The following is a 24,164-nucleotide window of genomic DNA, read 5'->3' as shown; positions in this document are numbered from 1 at the left end:
CTCTCCCCGCGCGTAATTCAAAGAACCGTTATTTCTCACGAATTTTCAGGGACTAAAATGAACAGAAAAAGAAAACTGTTAATACCGTTGTTATTCTGCGGCGCGATGCTCACCGCCTGCGATGACAAATCGGCGGAAAATGCCGCCGCTATGACGCCTGAAGTGGGGGTAGTGACGCTCTCCCCCGGTTCGGTCAATGTGATGAGCGAACTGCCCGGCAGAACCGTTCCTTATGAAGTTGCCGAGATACGCCCCCAGGTGGGTGGCATTATCATTAAACGCAACTTTATCGAGGGTGATAAGGTCAACCAGGGGGATTCACTTTATCAAATTGACCCTGCTCCATTGCAGGCAGAGCTGAACTCCGCGAAAGGTTCGCTGGCGAAAGCCCTCTCCACCGCCAGCAATGCCCGCATCACCTTCAATCGCCAGGCATCGTTGCTGAAAACCAACTATGTCAGCCGCCAGGATTACGACACCGCGCGCACCCAACTGAATGAAGCGGAAGCCAATGTCGCCGTCGCCAAAGCGGCTGTTGAGCAGGCAACCATCAATCTGCAATACGCTAATGTCACCTCGCCCATTACTGGCGTCAGCGGAAAATCGTCGGTGACCGTCGGCGCATTAGTCACCGCTAATCAGGGAGACTCTCTGGTAACCGTGCAGCGTCTGGACCCGATTTATGTCGACCTCACCCAATCAGTGCAGGATTTTTTGCGCATGAAAGAGGAAGTCGCCAGTGGGCAAATCAAACAGGTTCAGGGCAGTACGCCAGTGCAGCTTAACCTGGAAAATGGCAAACGTTACAGCCAGACCGGCACGCTGAAATTCTCCGACCCGACAGTGGATGAAACCACCGGCTCCGTCACGTTGCGTGCAATTTTCCCCAACCCGAATGGTGACTTGCTGCCTGGTATGTACGTCACGGCTTTGGTGGATGAAGGTAGTCGGCAGAATGTGTTGTTAGTACCGCAAGAAGGCGTTACCCATAACTCCCAGGGCAAAGCAACGGCGCTCATTCTGGATAAAGACGATGTTGTACAGTTACGCGAAATTGACGCAACCAAAGCCATCGGAAATCAGTGGGTTGTTACCTCTGGTTTGCAAGCTGGCGATCGGGTGATCGTTTCCGGTTTGCAACGCATTCATCCAGGTATCAAAGCACGCGCAATTTCCTCCAGCCAGGAAAACGCCAGCACCGAATCGAAACAGTAACGTTGCAGGCTTAAGGGGACTTTCATGGCTAACTATTTTATTGATCGCCCGGTTTTTGCCTGGGTACTTGCCATTATTATGATGCTCGCGGGTGGGCTGGCGATCATGAACCTACCGGTTGCGCAGTATCCGCAGATTGCGCCGCCGACCATCACCATCAGCGCTACCTATCCGGGGGCTGATGCGCAAACGGTAGAAGACTCGGTCACTCAAGTGATCGAACAAAATATGAATGGGCTGGATGGCCTGATGTATATGTCATCAACCAGCGATGCGGCAGGCAATGCTTCCATCACCCTGACCTTTGAAACGGGAACATCGCCCGATATTGCGCAGGTTCAGGTGCAGAATAAACTGCAACTCGCGATGCCTTCGTTACCAGAAGCGGTGCAGCAACAAGGGATCAGCGTTAATAAGTCGAGCAGCAACATCCTGATGGTAGCGGCGTTTATTTCTGATAACGGTAGTCTCAACCAATACGATATCGCGGACTATGTGGCTTCTAACCTCCAGGATCCACTAAGCCGTACCGCGGGCGTCGGTAGCGTGCAGCTCTTTGGGTCAGAGTACGCCATGCGTATCTGGCTGGACCCACAAAAACTCAATAAATACAGTCTCGTTCCTTCTGATGTTATTTCCCAAATCAAGGTACAGAACAACCAGATTTCCGGTGGTCAACTGGGGGGGATGCCACAGGCGGCAGACCAGCAACTGAACGCCTCAATCATTGTGCAGACGCGTCTACAAACGCCGGAAGAATTTGGCAAAATCCTGCTGAAAGTGCAGCAAGATGGTTCGCAAGTATTGCTGCGCGACGTTGCCCGCATCGAGTTGGGGGCAGAAGATTATTCCACTGTGGCGCGTTATAACGGCAAACCTGCTGCCGGGATTGCTATCAAGCTGGCTGCCGGAGCGAATGCCCTTGATACCTCGCGGGCGGTAAAAGCGGAGTTAAACCGATTATCAGCCTATTTCCCCGCCAGCCTGAAAACGGTTTACCCTTACGACACCACACCATTTATCAAAATTTCAATTCAGGAAGTTTTCAAAACGCTGGTTGAAGCTATCATCCTCGTCTTCCTGGTCATGTATCTGTTTTTACAAAATATTCGCGCTACGATTATCCCAACTATCGCCGTGCCGGTCGTTATTCTCGGCACATTTGCGATTTTGTCGGCGGTCGGTTTTACCATCAACACCCTCACCATGTTTGGGATGGTGTTAGCTATAGGGCTTTTGGTGGATGATGCCATCGTGGTGGTAGAAAACGTTGAACGCGTGATAGCGGAAGATAAACTGCCACCGAAAGAAGCGACGCATAAATCGATGGGGCAAATCCAGCGTGCGCTGGTCGGGATTGCCGTTGTTCTTTCTGCGGTATTTATGCCGATGGCCTTTATGAGCGGCGCAACCGGGGAAATTTATCGCCAGTTCTCCATTACGCTGATCTCCTCTATGTTGCTTTCGGTGTTTGTGGCAATGAGTCTGACCCCAGCCCTTTGCGCCACCATTTTGAAAGCCACACCGGAAGGCGGTCACAAACCGAACGCCTTGTTCGAACGCTTCAACCATCTGTTTGAGAAATCGACTCAGCACTATACCGACAGTACCCGCTCACTGTTGCGCTGCACTGGTCGCTATATGGTGGTATACCTGCTGATTTGTGCCGGGATGGCGGTGCTGTTCCTGCGTACACCGACCTCTTTCTTACCGGAAGAGGATCAGGGGGTATTTATGACCACGGCGCAGTTACCGTCAGGTTCCACAATGGTTAACACCACTAAAGTGCTGCAACAAGTAACCGATTACTATCTGACAAAAGAGAAAAATAATGTCCAGTCGGTGTTTACCGTTGGCGGCTTCGGCTTTAGCGGCCAGGGGCAAAACAACGGTCTGGCATTTATCAGCCTGAAACCGTGGTCTGAACGCGTCGGTGAGGAAAACTCGGTGACCGCAATCATTCAGCGGGCGATGGTGGCTCTGAGCAGTATCAATAAAGCGGTGATTTTCCCGTTCAACTTACCTGCGGTAGCGGAGCTGGGTACAGCATCAGGTTTTGATATGGAACTACTGGACAACGGCAACCTGGGGCACGAAAAGCTGACTCAGGCGAGAAACGAGCTGCTGTCACTGGCAGCACAATCGCCTGACCAGGTAACGGCGGTTCGCCCGAACGGCCTGGAAGATACGCCAATGTTCAAAGTGAACGTCAACGCCGCGAAAGCCGAAGCGATGGGCGTGGAGCTGTCTGATATCAACCAGACCCTCTCTACCGCTTTCGGCAGTAGCTACGTGAACGACTTCCTCAACCAGGGGCGTGTGAAAAAAGTGTATGTCCAGGCAGGAACACCGTTCCGTATGCTGCCGGACAACATCAACCAGTGGTATGTACGCAACGCCTCCGGCACGATGGCACCGCTTTCCGCTTATTCTTCAACAGAATGGACCTACGGTTCGCCGCGACTGGAACGCTACAACGGCATTCCGTCGATGGAGATTTTAGGGGAAGCCGCTGCTGGAAAAAGTACCGGTGACGCGATGAAGTTTATGGCAGAACTGGTGGCTAAACTTCCGGCGGGCGTCGGCTACTCCTGGACTGGGCTGTCGTATCAGGAAGCGTTATCGTCCAACCAGGCACCCGCGCTGTATGCCATTTCACTGGTCGTGGTGTTCCTCGCCCTCGCCGCGTTGTATGAAAGCTGGTCAATTCCATTCTCGGTGATGTTGGTTGTTCCGTTGGGCGTTATTGGCGCATTACTGGCAACTGACCTGCGCGGCCTGAGCAATGACGTCTACTTCCAGGTCGGTTTGCTGACCACCATCGGGCTTTCAGCCAAGAACGCCATCCTGATCGTCGAATTTGCGGTTGAGATGATGCAGAAAGAAGGGAAGACACCGGTAGAGGCGATTATCGAAGCGGCGCGGATGCGTTTACGCCCGATCCTGATGACCTCTCTGGCCTTTATTCTTGGCGTACTGCCACTGGTTATCAGTCATGGCGCAGGTTCCGGCGCACAAAATGCGGTCGGTACAGGCGTTATGGGGGGGATGTTTGCAGCAACCGTGCTGGCGATTTACTTCGTTCCCGTCTTTTTCGTCGTTGTGGAACATCTCTTTGCCCGCTTTAAAAAAGCGTAACGTATGAATGAGAGTAAGGCTGAACGTGAATGTTCTGCCTTACTCTTTCCTGACAACCATTCACTACTCAACAACCAGCTAACCATCAGGAATACCAGACTTAGCAAACAGCATTGAAAGTAGAAACCACTCCAGCCATTGGTCGTCAACTTGAACAGTACGACACAAACCAGCATTCCCGTAATTATATGAATAATCAGCTTAATAACTCCAAACATGCTGCACCTTTTCCTCCTGAAAATACTAATATCCGTTTGCGAACTGCCAAAGAGAACTTGCCGGTGCCCCCGGCAAATATGGATGGGAAAAGATTTTTACATGAAGCGTAAAGCAGATCCTGACCGACTTTCGAATGATAGATGAAGTCAGGAAAAAGTCCCTGTTGACTGTTGCGCAAACTGGTGTGGTGTTACGCCATAATACTGGCGGAAAGTGTTAATAAAGTACGACGTACTGCTATAGCCACATTTTTCTGCGATCATCGGTAGCGGGAATTGTCGTAACTCGAGCAATTGTCTGGCCATCGACATTCGCGAGGCCAGTAATATTTTACTAAAGCAGGTGTTTTCATCCTGTAGCTTCTTTTTGATTAGGCTTTCACTGGTATACATCTTTTCTGCGATATCACGCAGATACCAGCGTCTGGCAATATCAAAGCTAATAATGCGTTCAACTTTTCCTGCAATGGTACTAATACTATTAAAAAGGAATGGAATCAGCTCTTTATTTCGTGAAAACATCGAAAGGCAGGAGAAATAGAGCATATTATTTAATGTCGTTGAAGCAATGTCCTCTTTAGTAAAACTATCGAATATTGCTGTAACCAACGGCATCGGTGGGGTCATGTTAACTAACAGCTTTTTTTTATTGTGCAATCCTAAACACCGGAACGGTGGACGGACATTGTGTAAGTAATGAGTAATTATTCGTTCATCAATATCCAGCCTGCGGACATTTGATTCATTAAAGTCAAAACTCTCCGCCATATTTTTTTCTATCAGTAGAATACTATCTTTATACAAAGATAGTTTTTGCTGCTCATGGTATATATCAAATGAGCGACAGGTGAGGATCACCGAACAAACATGTGCCATGACAAGCCCTTATATTCCATTACCACGAACATTACAATTTCAGTATACAAATGAAATGATGAATGATTCACTCCGTGAGCCAAAACTGCCAAAATTGGTAGGACCAAAAGCCAGCCATAGCGCAGTGTACATAACAGCTAATTACTAATAAGTAAATGCGTCAGCAATATATTTTAAGAAAGCGTATAGCTTATGTTTATAAAAAAATGGCTGATATTATCGACAATTAAAGTTATATTTTATTTACTGAGAGCACAAAGTTTCCCGTGTCAACAAGGAGCGTTATAACGGTTTATTAGTCTGGAGACGGCAGACTATCCTCTTCCCGGTCCCCTATGCCGGGTTTTTTTTATGTCTGAGTAAAGAATCAGAGTCTTATCCCTTCAGCATGGCGTTCAGAACTGTAAAAATTTCCCTGCCCAACAAAACTTGCTATCGGGTCACCATTCAGTATTCCCTGCGCTATTCGCTCCTGATACTCTGTCGGCGTCATACCATAATAGTTTCGAAAGACATAAATAAAATACGACGCACTGTTATAACCGCAGGATACGGCTACTCGTTTTATTGGAAAACCATGAACAACAATCAGTTGCAACGCCCGCTGCATTCTACATTCAGTCAGTAACTGTGAATACGATGTCTCTTCTTCACGCAATTTTTTCTTTAACAAACTCGGACTCACCAATAACTCACTGGCAATCTGTGCTAATGACCATTCATGAGCAATATTATTATTGATGACCGTGCAAACCCGCGTTCGCATATTCGGTCGCAAAATATTCATAAGCAGTGGTATAAACTGTTTATCTTCAAGAAAAATAGACAATAACGCAAATGTTAATGCTCTTTTACGTAATATCTCACCATAGCGGAGATCTTGATTTTGCGAAAGATGTACAACTTCCTGAAAAACAGGGATCTCTCTGGAACAATGATGAACAACTAACGAAGGAGCTTTTTTATAGGTATAAAGATTTAGCGTCTCCTCCTTGAGCATCGGGAGAAATAGTGAAAGTGTGTCCTTCGTGACTAATACGACGTTACCTACACACTTATCAATCAAGATCTGGCTTGCATCCGCAAAAACCACATCACCGCCATTAAAGCAGCGATATTCACCATTCAACATAGTGAGAATAAATTTATGTTTTGCGTACGCAATTAAACAATTCCCATATTGTGATTGCATAGTTGACTTAATATAACATAAATATATTACTGATTATTAATGTAGCACGCCGCCATCTTAAGTCAAATTTATTGGCAAATAAATTTAAACAATTTTGACAGGGGAATTGATTAAATGTGAAGGAAAATTGTGTAAGAGCATTGAATTTATAATAAAAAAATCGAAAGTACCAACGTAAGGAGATTAATACAAAACAAATGATCTACTGGCGTCATTTTGTTTGATTTTAGAAAGATTTATATTAGATACAACTTAACAACGCCATGAATACAAAATCAATATAATATTAATATTGCGCTAATGAACGTATGCCCCGGTTTTCAAACCGGGGCAAAGATTATTATAACGCCCTTCGGAGTTACGCAAATGCGCATGAATGTTTTCGAAATGGAAGGGTTTCTTCGTGGGAGATGTGTACCGCGAGATCTGAAAGTAAATGAAACAGATGCTGAATACCTGGTGCGTAAATTCGATGAGCTTGAAGCTAAATGTGCAGCACAGGAAAACAAAGTAATACCAGTGTCAACTGAACTGCCACCAGCAAATGAAAGTGTTTTGTTATTCGATGCTAACGGAGAAGGCTGGCTAATTGGCTGGCGTTCTCTCTGGTACACCTGGGGACAAAAAGAAACCGGAGAATGGCAGTGGACATTTCAGGTCGGGGACCTTGAAAACGTCAATATCACTCACTGGGCAGTAATGCCAAAAGCACCGGAGGCTGGAGCATAATGACCACTTTTACCGACAAAGAACTGATTAAAGAAATTAAAGAGCGTATCAGCAGCCTTGACGTGCGAGACGATATTGAGCGCCGTGCTTATGAAATCGCACTCCTATCTCTGGAAGTAGAACCAGATGAACGCGAAGCTTATGAATTATTCATGGAAAAGCGTTTCGGTGACTTAGTAGATCGTCGGAGAGCAAAAAACGGCGATAACGAATACATGGCATGGGATATGACTCTCGGTTGGATCGTCTGGCAGCAACGAGCTGGTATCCATTTTTCAACAATGTCACAGCAAGAGGTGAAATAATGGAGCCATACAGCCTCACACTCGATGAGGCCTGTCATTTTCTCAAGATATCCAGACCGACTGCCATTAACTGGATACGCACAGGGCGTCTTCAGGCAACACGCAAAGATCCCACTAAGAATAAATCTCCTTACCTCACAACACGACAAGCCTGCATTGCGGCTCTTCAGTCTCCGCTGCATACTGTCCAGGTGAGCGCGGGTGATGGCATAACAGAGGAAAGAAAATGTCACTCTTCCGCAGAGGTGAAATATGGTACGCCAGTTTCACATTGCCAAACGGTAAAAGATTTAAACAGTCTCTTGGAACAAAGGACAAAAGGCAGGCGACAGAACTCCATGACAAGCTAAAGGCTGAAGCATGGCGGGTCAGCAAACTTGGTGAAATACCTGATATAACGTTCGAGGAAGCGTGTGTCAGGTGGCTTGAAGAGAAAGCATATAAAAAATCACTGGACGATGACAAAAGCCGGATCGGATTCTGGCTTCAACATTTCGCAGGAATGCAACTAAGAGACATTACTGAATCAAAAATTTATTCAGCAATGCAGAAAATGACGAACCGGCGTCATGAGGAAAACTGGAAACTCAGGGCAGAAGCATGCAGAAAAAAAGGGAACCTGTTCCAGAATACACGCCAAAACCAGCGTCCGTTGCAACGAAGGCTACGCATCTTTCATTTATAAAGGCCCTACTAAGAGCCGCAGAGCGTGAATGGAAAATGCTGGATAAGGCACCAATTATTAAAGTGCCTCAACCAAAGAATAAACGGATCCGCTGGCTGGAGCCCCATGAAGCACAAAGGCTGATTGATGAATGTCCGGAGCCATTAAAGTCTGTTGTTGAATTTGCACTGGCAACAGGCTTAAGACGCTCGAACATCATCAACCTTGAATGGCAACAAATAGATATGCAGCGCCGGGTGGCATGGATAAACCCGGAAGAGAGTAAATCAAACCGCGCAATTGGCGTTGCGCTGAATGATACTGCATGTCGCGTATTGAAAAAACAAATCGGGAATCATCACCGTTGGGTATTTGTGTACAAGGAAAGCTGTACCAAACCAGACGGAACGAAAGCGCCAACAGTAAGGAAGATGCGGTATGACGCAAACACAGCCTGGAAAGCGGCGCTGAGACGGGCTGGTATTGATGATTTCAGATTTCACGACTTGAGACACACCTGGGCAAGTTGGCTGGTTCAAGCCGGAGTCCCGTTGTCAGTTTTACAGGAAATGGGAGGCTGGGAGTCTATCGAAATGGTTCGTCGATATGCTCACCTTGCACCTAATCACCTTACCGAACACGCACGGCAAATAGACTCGATCCTGAACCCATCGGTCCCAAATTTGTCCCAGTCAAAAAATAAGGAAGGTACTAATGATGTGTAACTTATTGATTTTAATGGTGCCGATAATAGGAGTCGAACCTACGACCTTCGCATTACGAATGCGCTGCTCTACCAACTGAGCTATATCGGCCCTGAAAAGGACATGTTCACGAACGTGAATCACGGTGGACAAGGTTAAAACTAACCGGGCGATGCGTCAATGGCCTTGTGAATCAAATGGCTACTTTTGCATCAGCCGGTTTTATTTACGCACGAACGGTGTAATCACCAATACCGATCCACTTGTAGGTGGTCAGCGCTTCCAGCCCCATTGGTCCGCGTGCGTGGAGTTTTTGCGTGCTTACCGCCACTTCCGCGCCAAGACCAAACTGACCGCCGTCGGTGAAACGTGTAGACGCGTTAACGTAAACAGCAGAGGAGTCCACTTCATTGACAAAACGCTGGGCATTGCGCATATCACGCGTCAGGATCGCATCGGAGTGTTGCGTCCCGTGCTCACGAATATGGGCGATGGCGTCGTCAAGATCGCTGACGATTTTGACGTTCAAATCTAACGACAGGAATTCATCGTCATACTCTTCCGCCTTAACAGCCACCACTTTCGCAGATCCTGCCTGCAACTGCGCCAGTGCCGCAGCATCGGCGTGTAACGTCACGCCGCTTTCCGCCATTTGCTTGCTTAACGCAGGCAGGAAGTTATCAGCGATGTTTTTATTCACCAGCAACGTTTCTACCGTATTGCAGGTACTCGGACGCTGGGTTTTCGCGTTGACGATCACTTTCAGGGCTGCAGAAATGTCAGCACTTTCATCAACGTAAATATGGCAGACGCCAATGCCGCCAGTGATCACCGGAATTGTCGACTGCTCGCGGCACAGCTTATGCAAACCAGCACCACCACGCGGGATCAACATGTCGATGTATTTATCCATGCGCAGCATTTCACTCACCAGTGCGCGATCCGGATTATCAATCGCCTGCACTGCGCCTGCCGGTAAACCGCAGGATTTCAGGGCGTCCTGAATCACCGCTACCGTTGCAGCGTTAGTGCGACAGGTTTCTTTGCCGCCGCGCAGGATCACCGCGTTACCAGTTTTCAAACACAGCGAAGCGACATCAACTGTCACGTTCGGACGCGCTTCATAAATTACACCTATAACACCCAGCGGCACGCGGCGACGCTCCAGACGCAGGCCGCTGTCCAGCACACCTCCATCAATCACCTGCCCTACCGGATCGGCAAGATTACACACCTGCCGCACATCGTCGGCAATGCCTTTCAGGCGCGCGGGCGTTAACGCCAGACGGTCAAGCATCGCTTCGCTAAGGCCATTGGCACGCGCGTCAGCAACATCCTGGGCGTTAGCATCGAGGATGCTTTCGCTCTGTGCTTCCAGCTCATCAGCGATCTTTTCCAGCACGCGATTTTTTTCGCGGCTGGAGAGTTGCGCTAATTTATACGAGGCTTGCTTCGCAGCAATGCCCATTTGTTCCAGCATCGGCCTGCTCCTTAACGGGTAATCATGTCATCACGGTGAACGGCAACCGGGCCGTATTCATATCCCAGTATTGCATCAATTTCTTGCGAGTGGTGTCCGGCAATACGGCGCAATGCATCGCTGTTATAGCGGCTAACGCCGTGAGCAATATCGCGACCTTCGAGGTTGCAAATGCGGATGACTTCACCGCGGGAGAAGTTGCCACTCACGCTTTTAATGCCTTTCGGCAACAGGGAACTGCCGCGTTCAAGAATAGCGGCGGTCGCCCCTTCATCTACAGTAATTTCACCCGCTGGCGGCGCGCCAAAAATCCAGCGTTTGCGGTTTTCAAGCGGAGTAGCCTGGGCATGGAACAACGTACCAACTGGGATACCTTCCATCACGTCGCCAATGACGCCTGGCTTGCTACCCGCGGCAATAATGGTATCGATACCCGCACGACAGGCTACGTCAGCCGCCTGCAACTTGGTGCCCATGCCGCCGGTTCCAAGGCCTGAAACGCTGTCACCGGCAATCGCGCGCAGCGCATCATCAATACCGTAAACATCTTTAATCAGTTCCGCCTGAGGATTACTGCGCGGGTCTGCGGTATACAAACCTTTTTGATCGGTTAGCAGCAGCAGTTTATCGGCACCGGCCAGAATTGCCGCTAACGCCGAGAGATTATCGTTGTCGCCAACTTTAATCTCTGCCGTAGCGACAGCATCATTCTCATTAATTACCGGAACGATGTTGTTGTCGAGCAACGCACGCAGGGTATCGCGGGCGTTCAGGAAGCGTTCACGATCTTCCATATCTGCACGCGTCAGCAGCATCTGCCCGACGTGAATACCGTAAATTGAAAACAGTTGTTCCCACAATTGAATCAGTCGGCTCTGCCCTACCGCCGCCAGGAGTTGTTTCGAGGCGATAGTCGCTGGCAGTTCCGGGTAGCCCAGGTGCTCACGTCCGGCGGCAATCGCGCCCGACGTCACAATTACAATCCGATGCCCGGCGGCATGTAGCTGCGCGCACTGGCGAACAAGTTCAACAATATGGGCACGGTTCAGGCGGCGCGATCCGCCTGTTAGCACACTGGTGCCGAGTTTTACCACCAGCGTCTGGCTGTCACTCATGATTCTCTGCCATTCAATGTTAGGAAAAATGATATCAAACGAACGTTTTAGCAGGACTGTCGCCGGTTGCCAACCATCTGCGAGCAAAGCATGGCGTTTTGTTGCGCGGGATCAGCAAGCGTAGCAGCCGTTGTTTACGCTTTTATTACAGATTTAATAAATTACCACATTTTAAGAATATTATTAATCTGTAATATATCTTTAACAATCTCAGGTTAAAAACTTTCCTGTTTTCAACGGGACTCTCCCGCTGAATATTTGTGCGTTAATTAAAATCAGGAATGAAAATGAAAAAGAGCACTCTGGCATTAGTGGTGATGGGCATTGTGGCATCTGCATCCGTACAAGCTGCAGAAGTATATAATAAAGACGGTAATAAACTGGATGTCTATGGCAAAGTAAAAGCCATGCATTATATCAGTGATAATGAGAGTAAAGATGGCGATCAGAGTTATATCCGTTTTGGTTTTAAAGGCGAAACACAAATTAACGATCAACTGACCGGTTATGGTCGTTGGGAAGCGGAGTTTGCCGGAAATAAAGCGGAGAGTGATACCGCACAGCAAAAAACGCGTCTCGCCTTTGCCGGATTGAAATATAAAGATTTAGGTTCATTCGATTATGGTCGTAACCTTGGCGCATTGTATGACGTTGAAGCCTGGACAGATATGTTCCCGGAATTCGGTGGCGACTCCTCCGCCCAGACCGACAACTTTATGACTAAACGCGCCAGCGGCCTGGCGACTTATCGTAACACCGACTTCTTCGGCGTTATTGATGGCCTGAACCTGACCTTGCAATATCAAGGAAAAAACGAAAACCGCGATGTTAAAAAGCAGAACGGCGATGGCTTCGGTACGTCACTGACATATGACTTTGGCGGCAGTGATTTCGCTATCAGCGGTGCCTATACCAACTCTGATCGTACCAACGAGCAGAATCAGCAAAGCCGTGGCACGGGTAAACGCGCAGAAGCGTGGGCTACGGGTCTTAAATACGATGCTAATAATATTTACCTGGCAACCTTCTATTCTGAAACGCGTAACATGACGCCAATTTCTGGCGGCTTTGCCAATAAGACGCAAAACTTTGAAGCAGTCGCACAATACCAGTTCGACTTTGGTCTGCGTCCATCCCTGGGTTACGTATTATCAAAAGGGAAAGATATTGAAGGCATCGGTGATGAGGATCTGGTCAATTATATTGATGTTGGTGCCACGTATTATTTTAACAAAAACATGTCAGCATTTGTTGATTATAAAATCAACCAACTGGATAGCGATAATAAGTTGAATATCAATAATGATGATATTGTCGCGGTTGGGATGACGTATCAGTTTTAATTAATATTGCCGGATGCGAAGCATCCGGCACATTTCACTCACGCCGTTAACTTCACCGGTTCATCGCGAAAATCATCCGCCGGTTCCAGCTTAAAATTCAGCGTCGTCAGCAGTTCACGCAGCTTTTCATGAAACTCACGCAAAGTATGCTCCAGTCGCTCAACCACTTCTGCATCGTTTACCGGAACACTCGTCCAGTCACCTGCTTTATCAAACAGACCGAACTGATAACTGTAGGTAAAACGGGACTCCTGCGCTTCCAGTTCCATCCACCAGCCCCAAAACTCACGCACTTCCGGCGCGGGTTTCACGTTGACGCATACAGCCAGACAATCGAAAAAGAATCGATTATCTTCGCACTTACCTTCACGAATATACGGGCCAAGTGCGGTAAATTTTTTGATCAATCTGCTTTTCGGGTGTCCACTCGGTAACGTCATTGCGATCTCCTGTTGTGATGCAACTGTTTTACCAAATTGACAAAATTTAGCAAATTTTTAACACAATCGTTTTTCGATCCAGTCGGTGATTTCCTGAAGCGCTTTGTCAAAATTCCGATACACCGGATTAAATGGAATTTCTAACAATTTACCGTCGGCAGATGACGAAGTGATTAAGCGGGAATCCTCTTCCGGGCTGAACGGATCGTTCTTCCAGTAACCTGATAACATTGGCGTTGGGCAACGACGTCCCAACAATCCTTGCACTTTTAATGAATAGCGATTCAGCTCCACGCGCAACGCTTCGTCGGAAGCATCATGCATCCCCAAACGGCTGGCCAGTACGTCAAGATACATTTCCGGCACCTGTTGCTGGCACTTAAAATCACTCAACAAGGTGTGAACCACCGGCCCAAGACAGGCAACGGCTTTCAGACGCGGCGATTCAAGGTATGCGAGGCGCACGGCAACGTTAGCACCAAAACGGAAACCAAAGGCTGCGACGCGTGTGTGATCCACCCACGGCACGTTTGGCAACGCCTTTAAAACATGTTGGTGCAGCAAGCTGGAATCCTGGGTGAGTTTCCATTTTGAGGAAAAACCGACCGAAGGCATATCAATAGTCAGCATCGCAATGCCGCGCGGTGCAAAATAGCGCTCATAAAGGGAGTAATAGTCTGTTTGCATCGCATCCAAACCACCACACATTAATACTGTCGGGAATGGGCCATCGCCTTTTGGCATATGCAAAAAGCCAATGATGGGCGCGCCGCCCGGCACAGTAAACTCCATCTGCCGCATGGTGCCAGGCAGACGTTGCGCCGCTTCTTCATACGCGCGATTTGACAACGCCTGTACCTGTTCAGCCAGATCATCGCCCTTCAAGTGCGGATAGGCGGCAATATTGTACAACGTAGCAGCGTGCAGCCAGTGACGCCCGCTGACTTGCGGGTCTTCTTCCGCACAGGCTTTCTGTTGCCACAGCATTGCCTGGGTGGCCCACTCATAAATCCAGTTGCCACCGCGGTAGCCAATCACCGTATCGTATAAATCATTGTCGGTGCGTTCGGCATCGCTCATCACAATACGCGCCTGGACATCGAGGATTTCACGCGGATCAACGCCACGCCAGATCCACATCAGGCGGTTAATCATACGATACCAGTGAGGAATATTTTTGCCATCGAGGGCCGACTGCACCGACGGTTGCGTACCGCGGTTAAAACGGCGGACTAGCGTCGAGGTTTCAGGGTGTTTAAAGCGGGGTTTGAACAGGGTTTCGCTCAGGTTAGCCTGTGTCATGGATGCAGCCTCCAGGAATACTTACTGGAAGCTATTGTAACCTGCCTGACGTCAAAAAGAACAACGCCCGGCAAAGCCAGGCGTTGAAAAGATTAGCGACCAGAGATAGGCGGAACGAACACCACGCCCATATCCCACGGCTGCTCAATCCAGGTATTTTGCGGGATATCAACAACATAATCATCAACCAGCGGACGACCAGCCGGTTTAGCGAAGATGGTGACAAAGTGCGCTTTTGGATACATTTCACGGATTGCCACCGCAGTACCGCCGGTATCTACCAGGTCATCAATGACGATGAAGCCTTCACCATCGCCTTCTGCGCGTTTCAGTACTTTCAGTTCACGCTGGTTGTCGTGATCGTAGCTGGAAATACATACGGTATCGACATGACGAATACCCAGTTCACGCGCCAGTAAGGCTCCGGGCACCAGACCGCCACGGCTAACGGCAATAATGCCTTTCCATTGTTCTGAAGGCATCAGGCGGCTTGCCAGTTTACGTGCATGAATCTGCAACATGTCCCAGGTGACGATGTATTTTTCGCTCATGTGAAGTGTCCCAGCCTGTTTATCTACGGCTTAAAAAGTGTTCGAGGGGAAAATAGGTTGCGCGAGATTATAGAGATCTGACGCACTAAAAACCAGTATTTCACATAAGTCCGCGTCTTTTTGCGCACTGCTACTACCTGTCGCTGGATAAAGTGGTATTCTCAAACATATCTCGCAAGCCTGACTTGTGCTGACAACATTTTCTGCTAACCCTGTGACCTGCAATACTGTTTTGCGGGTGATCGACAAGGAGACTTAACGTGTCTGAACTGTCTCAATTATCTCCACAGCCGCTGTGGGATATTTTTGCCAAAATCTGTTCTATTCCTCACCCGTCCTACCACGAAGAGCAGCTTGCTGAATACATTGTAGGTTGGGCAAAAGAGAAAGGTTTCCATGTCGAACGCGATCAGGTGGGGAATATCCTGATTCGTAAACCTGCCACTGCAGGTATGGAAAACCGTAAACCGGTCGTCCTGCAGGCTCACCTCGATATGGTGCCACAGAAAAACAACGACACCGTGCACGACTTCACTAAAGATCCTATCCAGCCTTATATTGATGGCGAATGGGTTAAAGCACGCGGCACAACGCTGGGCGCGGATAACGGTATTGGTATGGCCTCTGCGCTGGCGGTTCTTGCCGATGACAACGTGGTTCATGGTCCGCTGGAAGTGCTGCTGACCATGACCGAAGAAGCCGGTATGGATGGCGCGTTCGGCTTACAGAGCAACTGGTTACAGGCTGACATTCTGATTAACACCGACTCTGAAGAAGAAGGTGAAATCTATATGGGTTGTGCGGGTGGTATCGACTTCACCTCTAACCTGCATTTGGATCGTGAAGCGGTTCCGGGTGGCTTTGAAACCTTTAAGTTAACCTTAAAAGGTCTGAAAGGCGGCCACTCCGGCGGTGAAATCCACGTTGGCCTGGGTAATGCCAACAAACTGTTGGTACGCTTCCTGGCAGGTCATGCAGAAGAGCTGGATCTGCGCCTTATCGATTTCAACGGTGGCACACTGCGTAACGCCATTCCGCGTGAAGCCTTTGCGACCATCGCTGTTGCAGCCGATAAAGTCGATGCACTGAAATCTCTGGTGAATACCTATCAGGATATCCTGAAAAACGAGCTGGCAGAGAAAGAGAAAAACCTGGCATTGTTGCTTGACTCTGTAGCGAACGATAAAGCTGCACTAATTGCTAAATCTCGCGATACCTTTATTCGCCTGTTGAACGCCACCCCGAACGGCGTTATCCGTAACTCCGACGTGGCAAAAGGCGTGGTTGAAACCTCACTGAACGTCGGTGTGGTGACCATGACCGACAACAACGTAGAAATTCACTGTCTGATCCGTTCACTGATCGACAGCGGTAAAGACTACGTGGTGAGCATGCTGGATTCACTGGGTAAACTGGCAGGCGCGAAGACCGAAGCGAAAGGCGCATATCCCGGCTGGCAGCCGGACGCTAACTCTCCGGTGATGCATCTGGTACGGGAAACCTATCAGCGTCTGTTCAACAAGACGCCGAACATCCAGATTATCCACGCGGGCCTGGAATGTGGTCTGTTCAAAAAACCGTATCCGGAAATGGACATGGTTTCTATCGGGCCAACCATCACTGGTCCACACTCTCCGGATGAGCAAGTTCATATCGAAAGCGTTGGTCATTACTGGACACTGCTGACTGAACTGCTGAAAGAAATTCCTGTGAAGTAATAACGATAACGTCCACGCCTGCGGGCGTGGACTGTTCAAGGATGAAGGGCAGAATTGTATGGCGATTTACATTGAAATAACAAAGCATTATGAAACCCATGAAAAAGTCGCATATTTGTATAGCTGCGACCATATTTCATGGGGGGAATTTTTGATCACCAAAGAAAATTTCGCGCTGAAATCCGTGAAAGAGCTTGAAGGTGAAAAGCAGAGTTTTTTTATGCTCAGAGCCTGGGGCAAAGTCAGAAGAACATATTTAACCACGAGAGAATTTCCCAAGGAAATATGTTACGCAGCCTGACGTCAGAACAATTTTTTCACGCGTTTTACAATCATCATTTTGACATTACGCTTGCACCACACAGCAATAGCCGCCGTTACCAATATCAACTCCAGTAAAAACGACCAGTGTAATAAAAAATTTAGCCACCACGGCTGATGTACCGCCGTAATATGAAATAGCGCAAACGGTTTATTAACGAAAGGCATTAGCCACCAGATATCCCCAACCAGCGTATCAAGTAATAAATGCACAATACCATTCAGGCAAAATATCACCCCCAACCACGGCGGAAGTTTATTCTTCGCGACGCCAGCCCAGAGTAGCGTCGCAGCCAAAAGTGTGAACCATAGCAATGGCCAATGAGACGGGTAAAGATGATGATGACGTTGCCCGCTATCAATCAGATAGCACCAGAAGAGATCAAAATCGGGTGCAACTGCCCCGACTAAGCCAATAACCATCACTCTCCGCGCATGACGAGCAATCAGCGGCAAGCGTTTCACTAAAGTACAATTTATTAAATATCCAGCCGGAAGATGACCGATAAACATGATGATTCCTTTCGTTTTCACCCGCTGCTTTCACGGAGAAAACGGCGGGACATGTTCCTGAATTACACAGCGATAAAAGCCATCCCTGTAAACGTCCGTCGCGGGTTACCACGTTCAATCTGATGATGGAACATTCGCCGCTGCGATTTCAGCGCCGCGCTATTTTCCTGTTGCTGTTGTTCCAGCTTCCAGGCAATCAGCAATCGCGCCAGCCGTCTGTTAGCATGCTGGCTACGTTCCGATTGTACCTTCACACAAATCCCACTTGCCAGATGCGTGGCACGCACCGCCGAGTCGGTTTTATTGACATGTTGACCGCCCGGCCCCGACGAGCGCAACGTCTCATAACGGATCGCATCTGATTGTTCCTGCTCATCAGCGGTAAAACGCCCAATGCCCAGAAACCAGTTTTTACGTCCATGATGAGGTCGATACGGGCTTGGGCAAATCCACTGAATCGTACCACACCAGCGTTCACTTAATGCCCATGCATTATCGCCATCCAAAGAGACCAGCGCCGAACGCAGCGTGTCAGAGTAGCGCCCCGTTTCTGTTTCCAGCACCGTTACCGCGACGCGCTGTTGGGTAGCTTCTTTAATCAGCCTGTCCAGCGCCTTTTTGACGGCAAGACAGCATTCTTCTGGCCCCTGGGCAGAGGAGAGTTGCAACAAGATCATCCTTTTTTCCCTCCACTGTTTTTGAGCGTCAGTACCGGACGCAACCGCGCGACTGGATTAACTAAACCGGCCCGTACCAGGCATTGCACCACGCTTTCTGCTGATTTATAGGCCTGCGGCGCTTCTTCGAAGATGAGTTGTTTATCGCGGCAAATTACCCGGCTGCCAAGTTCAGTACGCGAGAGTTGCGTCACGGTGTATTTCGCCGCCAGACGCCCTTTACACTCGGTACGTCCCCATTTGCGTCCTGCCCCATGCGCCAGCGAATGTAATGTTTCTTCACAAATGACAGGCTGAACCAGCCACGAGAAATCACCGCGTGAGCCGGGGATAACCACCAGACCGCTATCATCTGGCGTTGCCCCTTTACGATGTAACCAGCCTTGTTGATCGCCAATTTGACTCGCGGTAATAAAGTTATGTGCCACATCCAGAACCAGACTTCCCGTCGCCTTCACCTGCTGCATCATGCGCAAAGCAATCATCTGGCGATTCATACGCGCAAACGCCAACGCATCGTCATGCTCCGCGATATAACGTAGCGCGTCGTCACAGACTTCTGGCAAGCCATGATGAGAAAACGAGGCAATATGTCGCTGTAAAATAGACTGCCCCAAACCACGCGAGCCGCTATGAACCAGCAGTTGCAAATACCGCGCATCCATACCAGCTAGTGCAAACAACTCAGCGTTGATGATTTGATCAATCTGTTGCAGTTCAGCGAAGTGATTGCCGCCGCCGATGGAACCCAGCGAGCTGCGCCACGGATGCTGTGCAAACGCTGACGGCAGGTTTTCCTCCAGCCAGCTTTCTTCGGCAACATCATCCAGAGCAGACAATCGCTTTTCAAACTTATCGGCATTGTATTTGCGGGCAAGGATATCTGTTTGCCATAGCGCCATGCCGCAACCGATATCATTGCCGACCAGCGCCGGGTAAAAACGCCCAACGGAGAAGAAGGCTGCGCCAATCGGGTAGCCGCGTCCGGGGTGTAAATCTGGCATCCCTACTACGCGTTGCATATCGGGAAGTTTTGCTGTGGAGTGTAATTGTGGGATCGCTGAACTCTCGATCCACAGGTCATCGGATGCGATGGTAAATACCGCATCGGATAAAGGACGAATATATTTGCCCATGTACCATTCCATTTATACTCATCATACTTCAAGTTGCATGAGCTGCGACTCAAATTATTAAGAGTAACAATTAAAAAATCAGAAAATGGCAGACGAATCCAGGGCAAAAAAAAGAATTAATCCTGGAAAGGTCTGCAAAGCGTCATTGATAAAGAATTTGTCATGATTGACCTCCTTGCAGTTTGTGGAATAAGAAAACGCGCACATACTAGGCAGGCAATATTTACATTGCAAGCTGGAATTAATCTGGCTGCTGATAACGCATATAAAAATTAGTCAACCACTCTCCCCGGCATTCAACGTTCTGCTGCTTAACTACCTGAAAACCATAACGATCAAAAAAGGGTTTCGCCGTTATGCTGGCATTTACTGTAAGTTCGGATTCAGACTTAATCGATGGTTTTAACAAGGCGCTGGCGACACCGCGGCGGGTGTATTTCGGGTCAACAAATAATAAGTCGATATAGCGGTCAATTAGCGTAATAAATCCGACTGGTTGCTCATCAATGACCGCAACCCGCACTTGTGATTGCGCGATTTTTTTCTTCCAGCGTGTTTCATCAATCTGCGCCCAAGCGGCAATTTGCTGCGGAGAATAATGTTGGCTAGCCGTCATCGTAACCGCTCTAAGGAAAATAGCGCATATGTGCTGAAAATCTCCGGGCCGATAGTCTCTTATTGATATGTTATTCATAACCCCAACACCAGTTGTCTTTCCATTTGCGGATCCAGCAACGTCACATGCAAGCCCACCAGCCGCACACCGCGCCCGCTGCGGCGTTCATCCCAGGTTTTACGCGCGGTGGCGATTAGGTCAGCTTTATTCAATCGCGGCCAGACATGTTCCTGAGTGGTTTGCTGAAAATCGTCGAACTTTAACTTCACCCCCTGACGAGCAATCAGCAAATCTGGTTTTACCTTCGCCAGACGGCGTTCCAGCTCCGGGTATAGCCGCTCAATGATCGCTTCACATTCAGACCAGTGATGAATATCTTCCGCCATCGTGCGTTCCACGCCGACGGATTTGCGCAGACGTTCGCTGTTAACATCGCGCTCATCGATGCCCTGACTACGCTCCCATAAAATGTGGCCAAATTTGCCAAAACGTTTGAGCAACATCACCAGATCATACTTTTGCACATCGCCGCAGGTTCGCAGCCCCATCGCTTCCAGTTTTGCCGCCGACACTTTGCCGACACCGGGAATTTTCGCCAGCGGCAGGGTTTGCAGAAATGCCGGAACGTCAGCCGGAGTAATCACAAACTGACCGTTGGGTTTATTCATGTCAGAAGCGATTTTAGCGAGAAACTTTACCGGCGCGACGCCCGCAGACGCCGTCAGTTGCAACTCGTTAAAAATCGTCTGGCGGATTTCCTGGGCAATGAGGGTCGCAGAACCGTGGCAATGTACGCTGTCGGTGACGTCAAGATAGGCTTCATCCAGCGACAGCGGTTCAATGCGCGAAGTGTAGCGCGAGAAGATTTCGCGGATATGATTCGAGGCTTCTTTGTAAGCGTCAAAGCGCCCCGGAAGCAGCGTAAGATGTGGGCATAATTTGAGCGCCATACCGGTCGGCATTGCACTGCGTACACCAAATTTACGCGCGGGATAATTAGCGGTGCTGATCACCCCCCGACGTTCGCGGCTGCCGCCAATAGCAATAGGGATATCGCGCAGGGCGGGATTGTCGCGCATCTCCACCGCTGCGAAAAAACAGTCCATATCCACATGAATGATTTTACGCATTGCTCACCTCTCAATACTGGTAAAGTATACAGTGTTTTCAGGGTTTGAGAAATGCGTAAAGATTCAGCAATCTGCCCCCTTATCGCCGGATGCGACGCTGGCACGTCTTGTCCAGACTACAAGAGGTAGTTTTTGCTACCCGTGCTGTTTATCCAGCTTTTGTACCAACGGCTGCACCACTTTGTCGCCATGCTGGCCAAAATATTGATACAGCGTATCGGACGCGCTTTTGGTCAGCACCATAATCTCAATACGTCGGTTACCCGCGCTTTGCGGATTTTTGGTATCCAGCAACATCTGGTCAGCCATCGCACTCACCTGCATCACTTTATCTTCTGGCATTCCGGCTTCTTCCAGCACGCGACGAGCCGAAAGCGCGCGGTCGCCCGAAAGGTTCCAGTTGTTGTAGATATTGTTTTTATAGGCCATCGCATCGGTATGCCCGGTAATAATAATTTTGTTATCGAGCGAGTCGAACACCGGCGCGAGCTCCACCAGCAGGGTTTTAAAGAACGGCATAATCTTCGCGCTGCCGCGTTCAAACATATTGCGGTTCTGGTCGTCTTTAATCAGCACGCGCAATCCCTGCGGGACAATTTCCATCTCCAGATTCGCTTCCATATGCGCATCGCGGGCGATGATGTTGATATCGGTCGCCAGTTCGCCAAGCTCGGTGGCGGATTTCTTCTTAAGCAGCGCCGTTTTCTCGTTCACATCGCGCACTTTTTTCTCCGTCTCTTCCGGCACCGCCACGGTAGCGGGTTTCGGCGGGTGGGTCGGGCTAATTTTATTTAACGGCGACAATCCACCGCCGTTGAAAATCGACTGCCCGTGCAGCGCGGCGATAATGCTTTCCCGCTCAGATTTACTGACGCTGTTGACAATCAACTTTATCGTCGTCACCAAAGGAGCCGAGCGTATTTCCGAGGTTTCTGCCCGCTTTACCCTGGACGCGATGCCCGGCAAGCAGATGGCGATTGACGCCGATCTTAACGCCGGATTGATCAACCAGGCACAGGCGCAAACCCGGCGTAAAGACGTTGCCAGCGAGGCCGATTTCTACGGCGCGATGGACGGGGCGTCGAAGTTTGTGCGTGGCGATGCCATCGCCGGGATGATGATTCTGGCGATCAACCTGATCGGCGGTGTCTGTATCGGGATTTTCAAATATAACCTGAGCGCCGATGCCGCTTTCCAGCAGTATGTGCTGATGACCATCGGTGACGGGCTGGTGGCGCAGATCCCTTCCCTGCTGCTCTCCACGGCGGCGGCGATTATCGTCACCCGCGTCAGCGATAACGGCGATATCGCCCATGACGTGCGTAACCAGCTCCTGGCAAGCCCGTCGGTGCTCTACACCGCCACCGGAATTATGTTTGTGCTGGCGGTGGTGCCGGGAATGCCGCACCTGCCGTTCCTGATGTTCAGCGCCCTGCTTGGCTATACCGGCTGGCGAATGAGCAAACGCCCGCAGGCGGCAGAGGCGGAAGAGAAAAGCCTCGAAACGCTGACCCGCACCATCACCGAAACCAGCGATCAACAGGTCAGTTGGGAAACCATTCCGCTGATTGAGCCCATCAGTTTAAGCCTCGGCTACAAGCTGGTGGCGCTGGTGGACAAAGCGCAGGGCAACCCGCTCACCCAGCGGATTCGCGGCGTGCGGCAGGTGATTTCCGACGGCAACGGCGTGCTGTTGCCGGAGATCCGCATTCGGGAAAATTTCCGCCTCAAGCCCAGTCAGTACGCCATTTTCATCAATGGCATTAAGGCTGATGAAGCGGATATTCCGGCGGATAAACTGATGGCCCTGCCCTCCAGCGAAACCTACGGCGAGATTGATGGCGTTCTGGGTAACGACCCGGCGTATGGGATGCCGGTGACCTGGATACAGCCTGCGCAGAAGGCGAAAGCGCTGAATATGGGGTATCAGGTGATCGACAGCGCCAGCGTGATTGCCACCCATGTGAACAAGATTGTGCGCAGCTATATTCCTGATTTATTTAACTATGATGACATCACGCAGTTGCATAACCGTCTGTCGTCGATGGCTCCGCGACTGGCGGAAGATTTGAGCGCGGCGCTGAACTACAGCCAGTTGCTGAAGGTGTACCGGGCTCTGTTGACCGAAGGCGTTTCCCTGCGCGATATCGTCACCATCGCCACCGTGCTGGTCGCCAGTAGCACGGTGACCAAGGATCATATTCTGCTGGCGGCCGATGTGCGCCTGGCGCTGCGGCGCAGTATTACCCATCCGTTCGTTCGCAAGCAGGAGCTGACGGTGTATACGCTGAATAATGAACTGGAAAATCTGCTGACCAACGTGGTGAATCAGGCGCAACAGGGCGGCAAAGTGATGCTCGACAGCGTGCCGGTTGACCCGAATATGCTCAACCAGTTCCAGAGTACGATGCCGCAGGTGAAGGAACAGATGAAAGCGGCGGGGAAAGACCCGGTGCTGCTGGTGCCGCCGCAGTTACGCCCTTTGCTGGCGCGCTACGCAAGGTTGTTTGCGCCGGGGCTGCATGTGCTGTCGTATAACGAAGTGCCGGATGAGCTGGAGTTGAAGATTATGGGGGCGTTGATGTAAGAATCCGGCATCGGTGCATATTGCCGGATGCGGCGTGAACGCCTTATCCGGCCTACGGTTAAGGCACAAATTTGTAGGCCGGATAAGCGTAAGCGCATCCGGCATCGGTGCACAATTGCCGGATGCGGCGTGAACGCCTTATCCGGCCTACGGTTAAGGCACAAATTTGTAGGCCGGATAAGCATAAGCGCATC

The 24,164-nt window shown here is 49.7% G+C and carries 22 protein-coding genes, 1 tRNA gene and 2 pseudogenes; 11 read left to right on the top strand and 14 right to left on the bottom strand.

The window, feature by feature from the left end; all coding sequences use genetic code 11:
- Nucleotides 1-105: 105 nt before the first annotated feature.
- The 3 genes from mdtE to ESM_RS1000000128655 all read left to right on the top strand — a co-directional run bounded on the left by mdtE (nucleotide 106) and on the right by ESM_RS1000000128655 (nucleotide 4,682).
- Entirely contained in the window at nucleotides 106-1,215 is a 1,110-nt protein-coding gene (gene mdtE, locus ESM_RS0122200; RefSeq protein WP_306173773.1) for a multidrug transporter subunit MdtE, read from the top strand.
- Nucleotides 1,216-1,239: 24 nt separating this feature from the next.
- Nucleotides 1,240-4,353 carry a multidrug efflux pump RND permease MdtF gene (gene mdtF, locus ESM_RS0122195; RefSeq protein ID WP_000024856.1) on the top strand — a complete coding sequence of 1,038 codons (3,114 nt, stop codon included), beginning with the start codon at nucleotides 1,240-1,242 and terminating at the stop codon, nucleotides 4,351-4,353.
- Nucleotides 4,354-4,466: 113 nt separating this feature from the next.
- Nucleotides 4,467-4,682, top strand: coding sequence for a hypothetical protein (locus ESM_RS1000000128655; RefSeq protein WP_000862069.1), 216 nt, complete (start codon nucleotides 4,467-4,469; stop codon nucleotides 4,680-4,682).
- 36 nt (nucleotides 4,683-4,718) lie between these two features.
- Here ESM_RS1000000128655 and gadW read toward each other — a convergent pair whose 3' ends face one another.
- Entirely contained in the window at nucleotides 4,719-5,447 is a 729-nt protein-coding gene (gene gadW, locus ESM_RS0122185) for an acid resistance transcriptional activator GadW (RefSeq protein ID WP_000951549.1), read from the bottom strand.
- 367 nt (nucleotides 5,448-5,814) lie between these two features.
- Complete coding sequence (gadX, locus tag ESM_RS0122180; protein ID WP_001191824.1) at nucleotides 5,815-6,639, bottom strand: DNA-binding transcriptional regulator GadX; 825 nt, start codon at nucleotides 6,637-6,639, stop codon at nucleotides 5,815-5,817.
- A gap of 366 nt (nucleotides 6,640-7,005) precedes the next feature.
- On the opposite strand from gadX, the gene ESM_RS0122175 reads away from it, so the two are divergent.
- The 4 genes and pseudogenes from ESM_RS0122175 to ESM_RS1000000127395 all read left to right on the top strand — a co-directional run bounded on the left by ESM_RS0122175 (nucleotide 7,006) and on the right by ESM_RS1000000127395 (nucleotide 9,062).
- On the top strand, nucleotides 7,006-7,368 hold the full coding sequence (locus ESM_RS0122175; RefSeq protein WP_001242755.1) for a hypothetical protein: 363 nt from the start codon (nucleotides 7,006-7,008) through the stop codon (nucleotides 7,366-7,368).
- The gene (yfdT, locus tag ESM_RS0122170; RefSeq protein WP_000206732.1) at nucleotides 7,368-7,673 is read left to right on the top strand and encodes a protein YfdT; all 306 of its coding nucleotides are present in this window, start codon (nucleotides 7,368-7,370) and stop codon (nucleotides 7,671-7,673) included. Before ESM_RS0122175 ends, yfdT begins: the two co-directional genes overlap by 1 nt.
- Nucleotides 7,589-8,023 (top strand): helix-turn-helix domain-containing protein, encoded by a 435-nt coding sequence (locus tag ESM_RS1000000129320; RefSeq protein ID WP_123059066.1) that lies wholly within the window; start codon nucleotides 7,589-7,591, stop codon nucleotides 8,021-8,023. Before yfdT ends, ESM_RS1000000129320 begins: the two co-directional genes overlap by 85 nt.
- Nucleotides 7,945-9,062: pseudogene (locus ESM_RS1000000127395) on the top strand (tyrosine-type recombinase/integrase). The gene ESM_RS1000000129320 and the pseudogene ESM_RS1000000127395 overlap by 79 nt, the downstream one beginning before the upstream one ends.
- A gap of 14 nt (nucleotides 9,063-9,076) precedes the next feature.
- Here the strand turns inward: ESM_RS1000000127395 and ESM_RS0122155 are convergent.
- From ESM_RS0122155 to proB, 3 genes are all read right to left on the bottom strand, one after another.
- Nucleotides 9,077-9,152 (bottom strand) — tRNA-Thr (locus tag ESM_RS0122155).
- Nucleotides 9,153-9,267: 115 nt separating this feature from the next.
- Nucleotides 9,268-10,521 carry a glutamate-5-semialdehyde dehydrogenase gene (gene proA, locus ESM_RS0122150; protein ID WP_000893291.1) on the bottom strand — a complete coding sequence of 418 codons (1,254 nt, stop codon included), beginning with the start codon at nucleotides 10,519-10,521 and terminating at the stop codon, nucleotides 9,268-9,270.
- Between the two features lie 11 nt (nucleotides 10,522-10,532).
- A complete protein-coding gene (gene proB, locus ESM_RS0122145) occupies nucleotides 10,533-11,636 on the bottom strand; it encodes a glutamate 5-kinase (protein WP_001285282.1) in 1,104 nt (367 codons plus the stop codon).
- Between the two features lie 287 nt (nucleotides 11,637-11,923).
- Here proB and phoE point away from each other — a divergent pair, with 287 nt between their 5' ends.
- Nucleotides 11,924-12,979, top strand: a complete 1,056-nt coding sequence (gene phoE / locus ESM_RS0122140; protein ID WP_001515788.1) for a phosphoporin PhoE — start codon at nucleotides 11,924-11,926, stop codon at nucleotides 12,977-12,979.
- A 38-nt stretch (nucleotides 12,980-13,017) separates the two neighbouring features.
- Here phoE and crl read toward each other — a convergent pair whose 3' ends face one another.
- From crl to gpt, 3 genes are all read right to left on the bottom strand, one after another.
- Nucleotides 13,018-13,419, bottom strand: a complete 402-nt coding sequence (gene crl, locus ESM_RS0122135; RefSeq protein WP_000174683.1) for a sigma factor-binding protein Crl — start codon at nucleotides 13,417-13,419, stop codon at nucleotides 13,018-13,020.
- 57 nt (nucleotides 13,420-13,476) lie between these two features.
- A complete protein-coding gene (frsA, locus tag ESM_RS0122130; protein ID WP_000189571.1) occupies nucleotides 13,477-14,721 on the bottom strand; it encodes an esterase FrsA in 1,245 nt (414 codons plus the stop codon).
- Between the two features lie 92 nt (nucleotides 14,722-14,813).
- Nucleotides 14,814-15,272, bottom strand: coding sequence for a xanthine phosphoribosyltransferase (gene gpt / locus ESM_RS0122125; RefSeq protein ID WP_001291991.1), 459 nt, complete (start codon nucleotides 15,270-15,272; stop codon nucleotides 14,814-14,816).
- 260 nt (nucleotides 15,273-15,532) lie between these two features.
- Between gpt and pepD the strand changes: the two genes are divergently transcribed.
- Complete coding sequence (pepD, locus tag ESM_RS0122120) at nucleotides 15,533-16,990, top strand: cytosol nonspecific dipeptidase (RefSeq protein WP_001292988.1); 1,458 nt, start codon at nucleotides 15,533-15,535, stop codon at nucleotides 16,988-16,990.
- A gap of 58 nt (nucleotides 16,991-17,048) precedes the next feature.
- Nucleotides 17,049-17,291 carry a hypothetical protein gene (locus tag ESM_RS0122115; RefSeq protein WP_001029360.1) on the top strand — a complete coding sequence of 81 codons (243 nt, stop codon included), beginning with the start codon at nucleotides 17,049-17,051 and terminating at the stop codon, nucleotides 17,289-17,291.
- 2 nt (nucleotides 17,292-17,293) lie between these two features.
- Here the strand turns inward: ESM_RS0122115 and ESM_RS0122110 are convergent, their stop codons facing one another.
- From ESM_RS0122110 to lafU, 6 genes are all read right to left on the bottom strand, one after another.
- Nucleotides 17,294-17,824 carry a metal-dependent hydrolase gene (locus ESM_RS0122110; protein ID WP_000469790.1) on the bottom strand — a complete coding sequence of 177 codons (531 nt, stop codon included), beginning with the start codon at nucleotides 17,822-17,824 and terminating at the stop codon, nucleotides 17,294-17,296.
- Between the two features lie 62 nt (nucleotides 17,825-17,886).
- Nucleotides 17,887-18,501: a peptide chain release factor H gene (gene prfH, locus ESM_RS0122105; RefSeq protein WP_000602119.1), complete on the bottom strand. Its 615-nt coding sequence runs from the start codon at nucleotides 18,499-18,501 to the stop codon at nucleotides 17,887-17,889.
- A complete protein-coding gene (locus ESM_RS0122100) occupies nucleotides 18,498-19,637 on the bottom strand; it encodes an RNA ligase RtcB family protein (protein WP_000521569.1) in 1,140 nt (379 codons plus the stop codon). The genes prfH and ESM_RS0122100 overlap by 4 nt, the downstream gene beginning before the upstream one ends.
- 241 nt (nucleotides 19,638-19,878) lie before the next feature.
- Nucleotides 19,879-20,331 carry a GNAT family N-acetyltransferase gene (locus ESM_RS0122095; protein ID WP_010380997.1) on the bottom strand — a complete coding sequence of 151 codons (453 nt, stop codon included), beginning with the start codon at nucleotides 20,329-20,331 and terminating at the stop codon, nucleotides 19,879-19,881.
- Entirely contained in the window at nucleotides 20,328-21,383 is a 1,056-nt protein-coding gene (dinB, locus tag ESM_RS0122090; RefSeq protein WP_001226159.1) for a DNA polymerase IV, read from the bottom strand. The genes ESM_RS0122095 and dinB overlap by 4 nt, the downstream gene beginning before the upstream one ends.
- A gap of 135 nt (nucleotides 21,384-21,518) precedes the next feature.
- Entirely contained in the window at nucleotides 21,519-22,286 is a 768-nt protein-coding gene (gene lafU / locus ESM_RS0122085; protein ID WP_000207585.1) for a putative lateral flagellar export/assembly protein LafU, read from the bottom strand.
- Between lafU and ESM_RS0122080 the strand changes: the two are divergent.
- Nucleotides 22,252-23,970 (top strand): annotated as a pseudogene (locus ESM_RS0122080) (flagellar biosynthesis protein FlhA); the annotation flags it as partial. The gene lafU and the pseudogene ESM_RS0122080 sit on opposite strands and share 35 nt — an antisense overlap.
- Nucleotides 23,971-24,164: the final 194 nt, after the last annotated feature.

Origin of the sequence: Escherichia sp. TW09308, assembly GCF_000208565.1 — a bacterium.
Taxonomy (GTDB): Bacteria; Pseudomonadota; Gammaproteobacteria; order Enterobacterales; family Enterobacteriaceae; genus Escherichia; species Escherichia marmotae.
This window is presented reverse-complemented; position numbering and strand designations above follow the sequence as displayed.